Source organism: Pseudogulbenkiania sp. MAI-1, from assembly GCF_000527175.1.
Taxonomy (GTDB): Bacteria; Pseudomonadota; Gammaproteobacteria; order Burkholderiales; family Chromobacteriaceae; genus Pseudogulbenkiania.
This window is the reverse complement of the sequence record NZ_AZUR01000001.1, coordinates 3,486,941-3,501,219: the sequence shown is the minus strand read 5'-3', so window position 1 is coordinate 3,501,219 and position 14,279 is coordinate 3,486,941. Positions and strand designations below refer to the sequence as shown.

The 14,279-nt window shown below is 65.5% G+C and carries 14 protein-coding genes; 8 read left to right on the top strand and 6 right to left on the bottom strand.

Annotation, left to right across the window (positions count from 1 at the left end; translation table 11 throughout):
- Positions 1 to 146: 146 nt before the first annotated feature.
- The 5 genes from PSEMAI1_RS0116420 to aroQ all read right to left on the bottom strand — a co-directional run bounded on the left by PSEMAI1_RS0116420 (position 147) and on the right by aroQ (position 4,603).
- A complete protein-coding gene (locus PSEMAI1_RS0116420) occupies positions 147 to 1,310 on the bottom strand; it encodes a DUF3426 domain-containing protein (RefSeq protein WP_024303917.1) in 1,164 nt (387 codons plus the stop codon).
- The gene (prmA, locus tag PSEMAI1_RS0116415; RefSeq protein ID WP_024303916.1) at positions 1,307 to 2,203 is read right to left on the bottom strand and encodes a 50S ribosomal protein L11 methyltransferase; all 897 of its coding nucleotides are present in this window, start codon (positions 2,201 to 2,203) and stop codon (positions 1,307 to 1,309) included. The genes PSEMAI1_RS0116420 and prmA overlap by 4 nt, the downstream gene beginning before the upstream one ends.
- On the bottom strand, positions 2,203 to 3,561 hold the full coding sequence (gene accC, locus PSEMAI1_RS0116410) for an acetyl-CoA carboxylase biotin carboxylase subunit (RefSeq protein ID WP_024303915.1): 1,359 nt from the start codon (positions 3,559 to 3,561) through the stop codon (positions 2,203 to 2,205). Before accC ends, prmA begins: the two co-directional genes overlap by 1 nt.
- A 90-nt stretch (positions 3,562 to 3,651) precedes the next feature.
- Positions 3,652 to 4,113 (bottom strand): acetyl-CoA carboxylase biotin carboxyl carrier protein, encoded by a 462-nt coding sequence (accB, locus tag PSEMAI1_RS0116405; RefSeq protein ID WP_024303914.1) that lies wholly within the window; start codon positions 4,111 to 4,113, stop codon positions 3,652 to 3,654.
- 40 nt (positions 4,114 to 4,153) lie between these two features.
- Positions 4,154 to 4,603: a type II 3-dehydroquinate dehydratase gene (gene aroQ / locus PSEMAI1_RS0116400; protein WP_024303913.1), complete on the bottom strand. Its 450-nt coding sequence runs from the start codon at positions 4,601 to 4,603 to the stop codon at positions 4,154 to 4,156.
- A gap of 285 nt (positions 4,604 to 4,888) precedes the next feature.
- Between aroQ and queA the strand changes: the two genes are divergently transcribed.
- The 5 genes from queA to ubiB all read left to right on the top strand — a co-directional run bounded on the left by queA (position 4,889) and on the right by ubiB (position 9,392).
- The gene (gene queA / locus PSEMAI1_RS0116395; protein ID WP_024303912.1) at positions 4,889 to 5,914 is read left to right on the top strand and encodes a tRNA preQ1(34) S-adenosylmethionine ribosyltransferase-isomerase QueA; all 1,026 of its coding nucleotides are present in this window, start codon (positions 4,889 to 4,891) and stop codon (positions 5,912 to 5,914) included.
- A 69-nt stretch (positions 5,915 to 5,983) separates the two neighbouring features.
- Positions 5,984 to 6,352: a gamma-butyrobetaine hydroxylase-like domain-containing protein gene (locus tag PSEMAI1_RS0116390; protein WP_024303911.1), complete on the top strand. Its 369-nt coding sequence runs from the start codon at positions 5,984 to 5,986 to the stop codon at positions 6,350 to 6,352.
- A gap of 2 nt (positions 6,353 to 6,354) precedes the next feature.
- Entirely contained in the window at positions 6,355 to 7,089 is a 735-nt protein-coding gene (ubiE, locus tag PSEMAI1_RS0116385; RefSeq protein ID WP_024303910.1) for a bifunctional demethylmenaquinone methyltransferase/2-methoxy-6-polyprenyl-1,4-benzoquinol methylase UbiE, read from the top strand.
- Between the two features lie 182 nt (positions 7,090 to 7,271).
- Complete coding sequence (locus tag PSEMAI1_RS0116375; protein WP_024303909.1) at positions 7,272 to 7,850, top strand: SCP2 domain-containing protein; 579 nt, start codon at positions 7,272 to 7,274, stop codon at positions 7,848 to 7,850.
- 15 nt (positions 7,851 to 7,865) lie between these two features.
- Positions 7,866 to 9,392 (top strand): ubiquinone biosynthesis regulatory protein kinase UbiB, encoded by a 1,527-nt coding sequence (ubiB, locus tag PSEMAI1_RS0116370; RefSeq protein WP_024303908.1) that lies wholly within the window; start codon positions 7,866 to 7,868, stop codon positions 9,390 to 9,392.
- An 88-nt stretch (positions 9,393 to 9,480) separates the two neighbouring features.
- Here the strand turns inward: ubiB and PSEMAI1_RS0116365 are convergent, their stop codons facing one another.
- Positions 9,481 to 9,846 carry an Mth938-like domain-containing protein gene (locus PSEMAI1_RS0116365; protein ID WP_024303907.1) on the bottom strand — a complete coding sequence of 122 codons (366 nt, stop codon included), beginning with the start codon at positions 9,844 to 9,846 and terminating at the stop codon, positions 9,481 to 9,483.
- 217 nt (positions 9,847 to 10,063) lie between these two features.
- On the opposite strand from PSEMAI1_RS0116365, the gene PSEMAI1_RS0116360 reads away from it, so the two are divergent.
- The 3 genes from PSEMAI1_RS0116360 (at position 10,064) to thrC (ending at position 14,219) form a co-directional block, all read left to right on the top strand.
- A complete protein-coding gene (locus tag PSEMAI1_RS0116360; protein ID WP_024303906.1) occupies positions 10,064 to 11,293 on the top strand; it encodes a pyridoxal phosphate-dependent aminotransferase in 1,230 nt (409 codons plus the stop codon).
- 197 nt (positions 11,294 to 11,490) lie between these two features.
- The gene (locus PSEMAI1_RS0116355) at positions 11,491 to 12,801 is read left to right on the top strand and encodes a homoserine dehydrogenase (RefSeq protein WP_024303905.1); all 1,311 of its coding nucleotides are present in this window, start codon (positions 11,491 to 11,493) and stop codon (positions 12,799 to 12,801) included.
- A gap of 11 nt (positions 12,802 to 12,812) precedes the next feature.
- Entirely contained in the window at positions 12,813 to 14,219 is a 1,407-nt protein-coding gene (gene thrC, locus PSEMAI1_RS0116350) for a threonine synthase (RefSeq protein WP_024303904.1), read from the top strand.
- The last annotated feature ends 60 nt before the right edge of the window (positions 14,220 to 14,279 follow it).

The window sequence follows — 14,279 nt, the reverse complement described above, 5'->3', positions numbered from 1 at the left end:
CCGCGTTATCTACTCATGGTGGACGAGAACGGGCAGAAAACAAGCGAAAAGCGCCGGCGGCAATGAAAAAGCCGCCAGAAGGCGGCTTGGCTGGGGCGGGGTATCGCGCTATGCCTCGGCGGCAGGCGAGAGGGTCGACCTGGCGCTCAGGGATAGAACCACAGCAGGCTGTAGCCCATGGCGCGGACCTTGCCGACGTCGAAGCGCATGGTGATGCGTATCTCGCTGTTGCCCTTGAACTGCATGGCCTTGTAGTCGTCGGGCTTGAGGTATTCCTGCGGCGAGAACACCTTGCGGATCACCACCTGGTCCTCGGCATCCTTCAGTGTGATCTCCAGCATCGGGAAGGCCTGCGGGTAGGCGGCATGGTTCTTCAGCGTGGCGGCCAACTGAATCAGGTTCTGCTGGTCGGGCACGAACGACAGTTCCGACCATTCGGTACGGATCAGCGCGCTGTCGGTCGGCAGCGGCACGGTGCAGCCGACTCCCTGGCACAGCTTTTCCAGCGTCGGCCGCAGTTCCGGCACTTCGGCCGCGATGCGGGTGCGGTTGAGGTAGACCAGTTGCAGTATCAGCGCCAGGGCCCCGATCAGCGACAGGCCGCCTATCAGCCAAGCCTGCCAGTTCACGGCACGGCGCGCCGGCGCGGACGGCTTGTCGAGTCCGGGGATGCCGGCGCCGGGGTCGAAGGCCGGTTCGTCGGCTTCCGCTTCGGGCATCACCATCACCGTGGCGCCCTTGGGCTGGGTACGATCCTCCTGCGGCTCGGCTTCGCGGCGGGTGGAGCGCGGGCTCGCGGCGTGCTCCGACAGCGTTTCCTCCAGCATCGATTGCAGCGGGTCGGCGTCGGCGCGGGCCGGTGCGTCGTCCCGTGCGAACGGCTCGCCGAGCGGTGCCGTGGCCTCGCGGTGCTGCATCGCCTCGGACAGCGCCCGCTGGAACGCGGCCATGTCGTCTTCGTTGGCGGCGGCGGGGGTCGGGGCCGCCGCAGGGGGGGCGTGCGGCGCCGACGCCGGCTCGGAAGAGGGGGGCTCGTCGGGCGTGGCGGCACTCAGCGGATCGAAATCGGGCAGTTCCAGCTCGAAGTCGTCGGCCGGGTCCCGCGTGCGGGCGGGAGCGGGAGGCTCGGCCGGACGGGGCGGCGTCGGGGTGGGGGTGAGCACGGGCGGCTCGGCCACGATCATGTGCTCGGTGGCATTGAAGACATGCGCACAGCGCCCGCAACGGACCAGGCCGTTGGCGACGGCGAGCTGGGCATCGCTAACCTTGAAGCGGGTCTGGCAGCCGGGGCACTGTGTCGTATGCGTCATACCGTGGGGCGTCGGGTTCCGGTGAGTCGGGTCCAGCCTTCGTCGAATACCGGCGGTTCCATGTCGAACCAGGTGGCGTAGATGGCGGACAGCTCTTCCGCCTGTTCCTGCAGGATGCCGGACAGGACGATCTTGCCGCCGCTCTTGACGTGGCCGGCCAAGAGTTCGCCGAGCAGGCGCAAGGGGTTGGCCAGGATGTTGGCCAGCACCACATCGTAGTGTTCCTGCGGCGTGGCGTTGGGCAAATAGAACTGGGCGGTCACCTGGTTCTGCGCGGCATTGTCCAGGCTGGCCCGCACCGCCTGCGGGTCGATGTCGATGCCGACCGCCGAGGCGGCGCCCAGCTTGAGTGCGGCGATCGCCAGGATGCCCGAGCCGCAGCCGTAATCCAGCACGCTCTCGCCACCCTTGATGTTGGCGTCGAGCCATTGCAGGCACAGCCGGGTGGTCGGATGGCTGCCGGTGCCGAAGGCGAGGCCGGGGTCGAGCTGCAGGTTGACGGCGGCCGGGTCCGGGCTCTCGTGCCAGGTCGGGGTGATCCACAGCCGCTCCGAGATGCGGATCGGTTCGAACTGGGACTGGGTCAGACGCACCCAGTCCTGCTCCTCGACCCGCTCTTCGCTGTAGTGCGGCAGGGCGATGCCGCACTGGGTGCAGGCGGCCGCGATGATCAGCGCCACGTCGGCGGCCTCGTCGAACAGCGCGATGATGCGGCTTTGGCTCCACAGCTTGTCGACCGGTTCGCCCGGCTCGCCAAAGATAGGCTGCTCCTGCTCGGTGCCGGCCAGCGCGTCCTCGATGGCGGCAGACAGCGCGCCAGCGTCCATCAGGGCGTCGGCCAGCCGCTCGGCCACCACCGAGTCGGTGTCAATGGTGGCTTGCAGCCAGGCCATCAGGCGCTCCCTTTCTTCATCTGGGCCAGCCGCTCCTCCAGGTAGTGGATACTGGTGCCGCCCTTCTGGAAGGCGCCGTCCATGAACAGTTCCTGGTGCAGCGGGATGTTGGTCTTGATGCCGGTGATCGCCATCTCGGACAGCGCCACGCGCATGCGCGCCATCGCCTGCTCGCGGGTGTCGCCGTAGGCGATCAGCTTGCCGACCATCGAGTCGTAGTGCGGCGGCACGGTGTAGCCCTGGTAGATGTGCGAGTCGATGCGGATGCCCGGGCCGCCGGCCGGGTGGTAGCTCTCGATCCGGCCCGGGCTCGGAACGAAGGTGAACGGGTCTTCGGCATTGATGCGGCACTCCATGGCGTGCCCCTTGAACACGATATCCTTTTGCTTGTAGCGCAGTTTTTCGCCGGCGGCAATACGGATCTGTTCCTGCACGATGTCGATGCCGGTGATCATTTCCGATACCGGGTGCTCCACCTGGACGCGGGTGTTCATCTCGATGAAGTAGAACTCGCCGTTTTCGTAGAGGAATTCAAAGGTGCCGGCGCCGCGGTAGCCGATGCGGCGGCAGGCGTCGGCGCAGGCTTCGCCGATCTTCTTGCGCTGGGCGTCGGTGATGCCCGGCGCCGGCGCTTCCTCGATGATCTTCTGATGGCGGCGCTGCATCGAGCAGTCGCGCTCGCCGAGATAAATGGCGTTGCCGTATTCGTCGGACAGCACCTGGATCTCGATGTGGCGCGGCTGCTCGAGGAATTTCTCCATGTACACCGTCGGGTTGCCGAAGGCGGCCGCAGCCTCGGTGCGGGTCATGTTGACCGAGTTGATCAGCGCCGCTTCGGTATGCACCACGCGCATGCCGCGCCCGCCGCCGCCGCCGGCGGCCTTGATGATGACCGGGAAGCCGATCTTCTTGGCCATCTTGGTGATTTCGACCGGATCGTCCGGCAGCGCGCCGGCGGAGCCGGGCACGGTCGGCACCTTGGCTTCGATCATCGCCTGCTTGGCCGAAACCTTGTCGCCCATCAGGCGGATGGTGTCCGAGCGCGGGCCGATGAAGACGAAACCGGATTGTTCGACGCGTTCGGCGAAGTCGGCATTTTCCGACAGGAAGCCGTAGCCGGGGTGGATGGCCTGGGCGTCGGTGACTTCGGCGGCGGCGATCAGCGCCGGCACGTTGAGGTAGCTCTGGCCGGACGGGGCGGGGCCGATGCAGACCGATTCGTCGGCCAGCTTGACGTACTTGGCGTCGCGGTCGGCCTCGGAGTGCACCACGACGGTCTTGATGCCCATCTCGCGGCAGGCGCGCTGGATGCGCAGGGCGATCTCGCCGCGGTTGGCGATGAGGATTTTTTCAAACATGGGGAACACCCGTGAAAAGCGAAACGTGAAACGCGAAAAGTGAGGCCGGGCCGATCACTTTTCCCATTTCACGTTCCTCGATATTGGGACTTACTCGATGATGAACAGCGGTTCGCCGTATTCGACCGGCTGACCGTCTTCGGCCAGGATGGCCTTGACCACGCCGGAGCGGTCGGCCTCGATCTCGTTCATCAGCTTCATCGCTTCGATGATGCACAGGGTGTCCCCGGCGCTGACGCTCTGGCCGACCTCGACGAAGGCCTTGGAGCCGGGGCTCGGCGAGCGGTAGAAGGTGCCGACCATCGGCGACTTCAGCGCGTTCTTGTTGTCGATGGCGGCCGGTGCCGGGGCGGCGTCGATCACGGCGGCGGGAGCCGCGGCGGGGGCGGCCGCCGGCAGTTGCACGGCGTGCATCGGCTGGGCGTAGGTGATGTTGGCGTTGGCCGATACGCGGGTGATGCGGACTTTTTCTTCGCCTTCGGTCACTTCGAGTTCGGCGATGCCGGATTCCTCGACGAGATCGATCAGTTTTTTCAGTTTGCGCAGGTCCATGGCAATCCTTCGGATGGGATGTTCTATTTGGGGCAGGAACTCAGGGCCGGGTGGCAAGCTGCTTGACAGCGTGCGCCAGTGCGAGTTCGTAGCCGTGTGCGCCCAGCCCGCAGATCACGCCGACCGCCAGATCGGAAAAATACGAGTGCTGGCGGAAGGGTTCACGGGCGTGGACGTTGGATAGGTGGATTTCGATGAACGGAACCTTGACGCCGGCCAGCGCGTCCCGCAAGGCCACGCTGGTGTGCGTGAACGCGGCGGGATTGATGAGGATGAACGCGGTGCCGTCATGGAGTGCCTGATGCACGCGTTCGATCAGCACGTGCTCGGCGTTGCTTTGCAGCGCTTCCAGCGCAAAACCGGCAGCCTGGGCTTGAGCGGTCAGGCGCTGGTTGATGGCGTCGAGCGTGTCGCGGCCGTAATGCTGAGGCTCCCGAACCCCTAGCAGGTTCAGGTTGGGACCGTGCAAAACAAGGATTTTTGGGGTCAAGACTTACGTCCCGTTCTTCATCATGGGCGCGAGTTTGCCGCAATTCGCTGCATGATGTCCAGCTTTTGCCGTTTTTTACCCAGGGAATGCGGTGGTGCGGGTGTGGGGAAAATGCCGCGAGGGTGGGGACTGCAGCGGCAACCGGCCCATTGTAGTCGCCTGCGGCGGAAAGTCCAGCCGCAGGCGAAATCATGCCATGCGGGCCGACGGCGCATCGTGCCGAACCGCTGCCAGCAGGCGGCGAGGAAGAGTATAATCTTGCGGTTTACCCGTCCGCACGAACTTATGCAGTTATCCGATTTCGACTACTACTTGCCCGATGAGCTGATCGCCCAGCACCCCCCCGAGCGCCGCGGCACCAGCCGCCTGTTGCACGTGGACGGCATGACGCTCGCCGATCTGGCGTTCGCCGACATTCTGGAGCGCATCCGGCCGGGCGACGTGATGGTGTTCAACGATACCCGTGTGATCAAGGCGCGGCTGTTCGGCGAGAAGGCGTCCGGAGGCAGGGTCGAGGCGCTGATCGAGCGCGTGCTGGATGCACACACCGCGCTGGCGCACGTACGTGCGTCCAAGTCGCCCAAGCCGGGCGGCCGCATCGTGTTTGCCGGCCGCTGGCAGGCCGAGATGGTGGAGCGTGTCGGCGAGTTGTTCAAGCTGCGCTTCCTCGCCGACGACAACCTGTTCGACATCCTCGAGGCCTCGGGCCAGCTGCCGCTGCCACCCTACATCGAGCGTGATACCGACGCCGATGACGATGGCCGCTACCAGACCGTCTACGCCCGCGAGCGCGGCGCGGTGGCGGCGCCGACCGCCGGCCTGCACTTCACCGAGGAGATGCTGGACGCACTGCGTGCCAAGGGCGTGACGCTGGCCTACGTGACGCTGCACGTCGGCGCTGGCACCTTCCAGCCGGTGCGGGTGGAGAACATCGCCGAGCACAAGATGCACAGCGAGATCTACGAGATTCCGCCGGCCACCGTCGACGCCATCGCCGCCGCGCAGGCCGCCGGGCACAAGGTGCTGGCGGTAGGCACCACCAGCATGCGTGCGCTGGAGTCGGCGGCGCAGGGCGGGGCGCTGGCGGCCGGGCGCGGCGAGACCGACATCTTCATCACGCCGGGGTACCGTTTCAAGGTGGTGGACCGTCTGCTGACCAATTTCCACCTGCCCAAGTCGACGCTGTTGATGCTGGTATCGGCCTTCGCCGGGGTGGACACCATCCGCCACGCCTATCGCCACGCGGTGGAACAACGCTACCGTTTTTTCAGCTATGGCGACGCCATGCTGCTGGAGAGGCAAGCCGACTGACCCGGATCAAGGCTGGCCGTTTCGCCTTCGGCCAACCTTGATCGCCGTTTTTGCACGATGGAGCACATCATGGCCGCAGCGAGCAGCACACCGCTTCCGACGGAAATCAAACTGCACACCCAATCGAAAGTACTGGAAATCACTTTCGACGACGGCGCCCGCTTCGAGCTGCCGTGCGAATACCTGCGCGTCTACTCGCCCTCGGCCGAGGTGCGCGGCCATGGCGTCGGCAACGAGGTGCTGCAGGTCGGCAAGCGCCACGTCGGCATCACCGCGCTGGAGCCGGTCGGCCACTACGCGCTGAAGATCACCTTCGACGATGGCCACGACAGCGGGCTTTACGGCTGGGCCTATTTATACGAACTGGGCGTCAAGCACGACCAGTACTGGCAGGATTATCTTGATCGACTCGCCGCCGCCGGCGCGAGCAGGGAGTAAGCATGGACAAGCAGACGCATTTCGGTTTCAAGACGGTCGACGAGAGCGAGAAGGCCGGTAAGGTGGCCGAGGTGTTCCATTCGGTGGCCAAGAAGTACGACGTGATGAACGACCTGATGTCGGGCGGCCTGCACCGGGTGTGGAAGCACTTCACGCTCAACACCGCCGGCGTCAAGCCGGGCGACAAGGTGCTCGACATCGCCGGCGGTACCGGCGACCTGTCGCGCGGCTGGGCCCAGCGCGTCGGCAAGACCGGCGAGGTGTGGCTGACCGACATCAACAGCTCGATGCTGACCGTGGGCCGCGACCGCCTGCTGGACGAAGGCATCGTGTTGCCGGTGGCGCTGGCCGACGGCGAGAAGCTGCCGTTCCCGGACAACTACTTCAACCTGGTGTCGGTGGCCTTCGGCCTGCGCAACATGACGCACAAGGACGTGGCGCTGAAGGAGATGCACCGCGTGCTCAAGCCGGGCGGCAAGCTGCTGGTGCTGGAGTTCTCCAAGGTGTGGAAGCCGCTGTCGCCGTTCTACGATCTGTACTCGTTCAAGGCGCTGCCGATCATGGGCAAGCTGGTCGCCAACGACGCCGCCAGTTACCAGTATCTCGCCGAGTCGATCCGCATGCACCCGGACCAGGAGATGCTGAAGCAGATGATGCTCGACGCCGGTTTCGGCAAGGTCGACTACTATAATCTGTCGGCCGGGGTGGTGGCGCTGCACAAGGGCTACAAGTTCTGAGCATCTCTGGTGCTGCGGTCTGGCGTGGCTGGGGCAAGGGCTGCGCGGCAGCAGCGTGTCGCGCTGGCTCGACCGGGTCTGTGGCGGCCTGTTCGTGGCGCTGGGCGTCAACCTGCTGTTTGCCCGGCTGAAGACCTGAGCCGGTCGGCCGAGGCATCGTATCGTCATTCGAGGATCATGACATGAAGCTCCAGATTGCCGCCTTCAACCACGTGCTGAACCAGCACCCGGTGGTGCGGGAGGAGTTCGCCCGCTTCTCCGGACGGCGTGTGGCCATCGCCTTGCCGCCGCTGGCGGTCAGCGGCGTGATCACCGAGGACGGCTGGCTTGCCGCCTGCGAGGGCGAACCGGAGGCAGTAATCCGCCTCAAGCACAGTGTCGCCGTGGCCACGCTCAGCGGACGTCAGCCCGATCTGGCCGACATCACGCTGGAAGGCGACACCGAACTCGCCACCGCGGTGGCACGGCTGGTCGGCGGGCTCAAGTGGGATGCCGCCGAGGACCTGTCGCGCGTGGTCGGCGACGTCGCCGCCAGCCGTCTGGAAAAACTGGCGCGCGGCATGCTGGGCGTCAAGGGCGAGATCGCCTGGCGCCTGGCCGAGAACTGGATCGAGCACCTGCGCGAGGAAGCGCCGCTGCTCGCCAAGAAGCCGCAGGTCGACGGCTTCGTCCACGCCGTGGACACGCTGCGCGACGATGCCGCGCGGCTGGAGAAGCGTCTGGCGGCCCTGGAAGCCGCCGTCAATCAGAAGAATTCATAAGGCACCCTGCCGATCATGCGGATTTCGCGTTTCATCAAGATCGTTTCCACTTTCTACCGTTACGGCCTCGACGATTTCTTCGAGGGCCATTCCCGGCTCGGCTTCGTCCATACCCTGTTCCGCTTCTGCCCGCTGCGCCGCGACACCTCGGCGCCGCTGCCGCAGCGCGTGCGCGAGGCGCTGGAGAGCCTGGGGCCGATCTTCGTCAAGTTCGGCCAGGTGCTGTCCACCCGGCGCGACCTGCTGCCCGCCGACTACGCCGACGAGCTGGCGCGGCTGCAGGACAAGGTGCCGCCGTTCGACGGCGCGCTGGCGCGCCAGGTGATCGAGCAGAGTTTTGGCCGACCGGTCGACCACCTCTACGCCGACTTCAACGACGTGCCGGTCGCCAGCGCCTCGGTGGCGCAGGTGCACAGGGCCTGGCTCAGGCTGCCGGATGGCAGCAAGGGACGGGAGGTGGCGGTCAAGGTGCTGCGCCCCGGCATCCAGCCGGTGATCGAGCAGGACCTGGCGCTGATGCGCACGCTGGCGGGCTGGGTCGAGCGCTTCTTCGTCGACGGCAAGCGCCTCAAGCCGCGCGAGGTGGTCGGTGAGTTCGACAAGTACCTGCACGACGAGCTCGACATGATGCACGAGGCCGCCAACGCCTCGCAGCTGCGCCGCAACTTCCTGGGTTCTGACCAGCTGATCGTGCCCGAGGTGTTCTACGACTACACCACGCGCGAGGTGCTGACGCTGGAGTGGATGCACGGCACGCCGGTCGGCCAGATCGAGCGCCTGCGCGAGCAGGGCATCGATCTGAAGAAACTGTCCCGCTTCGGCGTCGAGATCTTCTTCACCCAGGTGTTCCGCCACGGCTTCTTCCACGCCGACATGCACCCGGGCAACATCTTCGTGGCGCCGGACGGGCGCTACATCGCGCTCGACTTCGGCATCGTCGGTTCGCTCACCGACGTCGACAAGCACTACCTCGCGGTCAACTTCCTCGCCTTCTTCAACCGCGACTACCACCGCGTCGCCACCGCCCACATCGAATCGGGCTGGGTGCCCAAGGAAACGCGCGCCGAGGAACTGGAGGCGGCGGTGCGCACGGTGTGCGAGCCGATCTTCGAGAAGCCGCTGTCCGAGATCTCGTTCGGCCTGGTGCTGCTGCGCCTGTTCGAGACCAGCCGCCGCTTCAATGTCGAGATTCAGCCGCAGCTGGTGTTGCTGCAGAAGACCCTGCTCAACATCGAGGGGCTGGGGCGCCAGCTCGACCCCAACCTCGACCTGTGGGATACCGCCAAACCCTTCCTGACCAAGTGGATGAACGAGCAGATCGGCTGGCGCGGCCTGATCAAGACCCTCCGCCACGAGGCGCCGCAATGGGCGACGACCTTGCCGGCACTGCCGCGCAAGCTCAACGAGGTGCTCTCGGCGAGCCGCGGCGAGCTGTTGATCGAGGGCTACATGCACCTGATGCGCGAGCAGAAGCGGCAGAACTTCCGGCTGGCGCTGATCGCGCTGCTCTTAGCGGTATTGCTGCTGCGCGATTGGCTGTAAGCGCCACCGCCATGCCGTCAGACGAACAACGCCGCTGCCTGTGGCCAGGACAGCGGCGTTGTCGCGTGAGGCGGGGAAAACCGGGCGGTTAGCTGAACAGCGCCACGATCACCCGGCGGTCTTCCGCCAGCAGGATGTTGAAGGTGCGGCAGGCGGCCTGGGTGTCCATCACCTCGACGCCGATGCCGGCGTTGGTCAGCTCGGCCGTCAGGCGCGGATGGGGAAAGCGCAGGCGCGCGCCGCTGCCGAACAGCACGACTTCCGGTTCCAGTTCGAGCAGCACGGTGAAATGTTCGCTGGCCAGTTCTTCGAAGCTGGCCGGCGCCCACGGCCGGACCTCGTCCGGCGTGACCACGAGGTTGCCGTCGTGGCGGATCTTGTTGATCAGGACATGGCCTTCGCCGTAGCCGGTGAACAGGTTCTGGCCTTGTCCGGTGGCTTGATGTAGTTTCATTGCAGGGCTTTCTGAACGGGATCTGCGGCTAGTGCAGTGCACCACGTATTCGGATACGATTATAGCTTGACCCGCCGCCAAGGACGACCGCCGGCTTTACGCCGGCGCCGTTGTGTTTGCCGCACCCAGGGGATGAATCTTGAACGAACACTCACCGCGTCGCCGCAAACGGGCCAAGGGTTCCGGCGGGCGGATTACCACGGTTAACGACTCTGCCATGCAGCCTGTACACAAATCGCAAAAACTCGCCAACGTCTGTTACGACATCCGCGGTCCGGTCCTCGAGCACGCCAAGAAGATGGAGGAAGAAGGCCACCGCATCATCAAGCTCAACATCGGCAACCCGGCGCCGTTCGGCTTCTTCGCCCCGGACGAGATCATCGAGGACGTGATCTCCAACCTGCCGGATGCCTCGGGCTACAGCGATTCCAAGGGTCTGTTCGCCGCGCGTAAGGCGATCATGCATTACGCCCAGCAGAAGCACCTGCCCAACGTGGCGATGGAAGACATCTATATCGGCAACGGCGCGTCCGAGCTGATCGTGATGGTGATGCAGGCCCTGCTCGACGGCGGCGACGAGGTGCTGGTGCCGGCGCCGGACTACCCGCTGTGGACCGCCGCGGTCAGCCTGGCCGGCGGCAAGGCGGTGCACTACGTGTGCGACGAGGAGGCCGGCTGGTTCCCCGACATCGAGGACATCCGCGCCAAGATCACCGCCAATACCCGCGCCATCGTCGTCATCAACCCCAACAACCCGACCGGCGCGGTCTATCCGCCCGAACTCCTGGCCGAGATCGTCGAGCTGGCGCGCCAGCACCAGCTGATCATCTACGCCGACGAAATCTACGACAAGGTGCTGTACGACGAGGTGCGCCACACCTCGATCGCCAGCCTGGCGCCGGACGTGCTGTGCGTCACGCTCAACGGCCTGTCCAAGAACTACCGCGCCTGCGGCTACCGCGCCGGCTGGATGATCCTGTCGGGCGAGAAGAAGCATGCCAAGGATTACATCGAAGGCCTCAACATGCTGGCCTCGATGCGCTTGTGCGCCAACGTGCCGGCCCAGTTCGCCATCCAGACCGCGCTGGGTGGCTACCAGAGCATCGACGATCTGGTGGCGCCGGGTGGGCGGCTGGCGCGTCAGCGCGACCTGGCGTACGAGTTGCTGACGGCGATTCCCGGCGTCAGCTGCGTCAAGCCGCAGGGGGCGCTCTACCTGTTCCCGAAGCTCGACCCGAAGGTCTATCCGATCAGCGACGACCAGCAGTTCATTCTGGAGCTGCTGCAGGAGGAAAAGGTGCTGCTGGTGCAGGGCTCCGGCTTCAACTGGATCGCCCCGGACCACTTCCGCGTGGTGTTCCTGCCCAACAGCGACGACCTGATCGAAGCCATCGGCCGCATCGCGCGCTTCCTCGAGAACTATCGCAAGCGCCATGGTACTGATTAAGGGCAAGTTTTAACGTCACGCGCAGCATGATCGTGGCACAATGGGTGCTGCAGTACGGCAGTAAAAGAGGGGGCCGGCGGGCTCCCTCTTTTGTTTAGGCGCAGGACCCAGCGGCAAGCGCTCCGCGCCCTTGCCGGTTGGCCTTGAGCCGGGGATACATAAAAAATCTGACACTATTCATCAATTCAGGAGATGCCATGCAGCCGATCAATATTGGTCTGATGGGAGTAGGGACGGTCGGCGGTGGTACCGCGACCGTCCTCAAACGCAACGCCGAAGAAATCAGCCGCCGCGCCGGCCGTGAAATCCGCCTGTTCATGGCGGCCAACCGCGAACTCGAGCGCGCGCGCGAAGTGGTCGGCCCGGACGTGCCGGTGGTCGACGACGCCATGCAGATCGTCAACCATCCCGACGTGGACATCGTGGTCGAGCTGATCGGCGGCGACACCATCGCCAAGGAGCTGGTGCTCAAAGCCATCGAGAACGGCAAGCACGTGGTCACCGCCAACAAGAAACTGTTGGCCGTGCACGGCAATGAAATCTTCGCCCGCGCCCAGGAAAAGGGCGTGATGGTGGCGTTCGAAGCTGCCGTGGCCGGCGGCATCCCGATCATCAAGGCGCTGCGCGAAGGCCTGTCGGCCAACCGCATCGAGTGGATCGCCGGCATCATCAACGGCACCTCCAACTTCATCCTGACCGAGATGCGCGACAAGGGCGCGAGCTTCGCCGACGTGCTGGCCGAAGCGCAGCGCCTGGGCTACGCCGAAGCCGACCCGACCTTCGACATCGAAGGCCACGACGCCGGCCACAAGCTCACCATCATGGCGTCGATCGCCTTCGGTATCCCGATGCAGTTCGACAAGTGCTACCTCGAAGGCATCAGCCAGCTCGACGGGCGCGACATCAAGTACGCCGAAGAACTGGGCTACCGCGTCAAGCTGCTGGGCCTGACCCGCCGCACCGACGCCGGCATCGAGCTGCGCGTGCACCCGACGCTGATCCCGGAAGACCGCCTGATCGCCAACGTCAACGGCGTGATGAACGCGGTGATGGCCAAGGGCGACGCCATCGGCCCGACCCTGTACTACGGCGCCGGCGCCGGCGCGCTGCCGACCGCTTCGGCCGTGGTCGCCGACATTGTCGACGTGACCCGCCTGTTGACCGCCGACCCCGAGCACCGCGTGCCGCACCTGGCGTTCCAGCCGGACCGTCTGCAAGACACGCCGATCCTGCCGATCGACGAGATCCACAGCTCCTACTACCTGCGCATCGCCGCCGCCGACCGCGCCGGCGTGCTGGCCGAGATCACCCGCCTGTTGGCCGACAACGGCATCTCGATCGAGGCGTTGATCCAGAAGGGCGCGGTGGCCGACGGTTCCGCCGAGGTGGTGATCCTGACCCACCGCGTGCAGGAAAAGCGGGTCAACCAGGCCATCGCCGCGATCGAGGCACTCGACAGCGTGGCAGGCAAGGTGGTGCGTCTGCGTATGGAAGAACTCAACGGCTGAACGGAACCCTTATGCATTACATCAGCACCCGCGGCGGCATGCAGCCGCTGCCGTTTTCCGACACCATCCTGATGGGGCTGGCGCCCGACGGCGGTCTGGCCCTGCCGGAGCGCTATCCGCAGATCGGCCGTGAACAGCTCGACGCCTGGCGCGGTCTCTCCTACGCCGAACTGGCGTTCGAGGTGATCCGCCTGTTCGCCACCGATATCCCCGAGGCCGACCTCAAGGACATCCTCGATCGCACCTACACCGCCGAGGTGTACGGCTCGGCCGAGATCACCCCGGTCAAGCGCCTGAAGAACGGTCTGGTGATTCTGGAGCTGTCCAACGGACCGACCCTGGCGTTCAAGGACATGGCGATGCAGTTCCTCGGCAACCTGTTCGAGTACGTGCTGGCCAAGAAGGGTGAGCAGCTCAACATCGTCGGCGCCACCTCGGGCGATACCGGCTCGGCGGCCGAGTACGCGATGCGCGGCAAGGCCGGCATCAACGTGTTCATGCTGAGCCCGGATGGCCTGATGAGCCCGTTCCAGCGCGCGCAGATGTACAGCCTGCAGGACGAGAACATCCATAACATCGCCATCAAGGGCATGTTCGACGACTGCCAGGACATCGTGAAGGCGGTGCAGAACGATCACGCCTTCAAGGCGCGCCACAAGATCGGCACGGTCAACTCGATCAACTGGGCGCGCGTGGTGGCGCAGGTGGTGTACTACTTCAAGGGCTATTTCAACGCCACCGCCGGCAACGATGAGAAGGTCAGCTTCTGCGTGCCGTCCGGCAACTTCGGCAACGTCTGCGCCGGCCACATTGCCAAGCAGATGGGCCTGCCGATCGAGCGCCTGATCGTCGCCACCAACGAGAACGACGTGCTCGACGAGTTTTTCCGCACCGGCGTTTACCGCCCGCGCGGCACCGCCAACACCTGGGTCACCTCCAGCCCGTCGATGGACATCTCCAAGGCGTCCAACTTCGAGCGCTTCGTGTTCGACCTGGTCGGTCGCGACCCGGCCAAGGTGCGCGAGCTGTGGGCCAAAGTGGACTCGGGCGAGGGCTTTGACCTGTCGGACCAGCTGGCTGCCGTACGCGAGCAGTTCGGCTTCGTCTCCGGCAAGAGCACGCACGCAGATCGCCTCGCCACCATCCGCGCGGTGGATGCCGAGGACGGCGTGGTGGTCGACACCCACACCGCCGACGGCATCAAGGTGGCGCGCGAACTGCGCCAGCCTGGCGAGACCATTGTCTGCCTGGAAACCGCCCTGCCGGCCAAGTTCGCCGACACCATCCGCGAGGCGCTGGACCGCGATCCGCCGCGCCCGGCCGGCTTCGACGGCATCGAGAACCTGCCGCAGCGCGTGACGGTGTTCGACGCCGACGCGGCAGCGGTCAAGCGGTTCATCGAGCAGGCGCTGGCCTGATCCGCGTTGCTCGATGATTCGACCAAGGCCCCGAGAGGGGCCTTTCTCATGTCCGCCGCT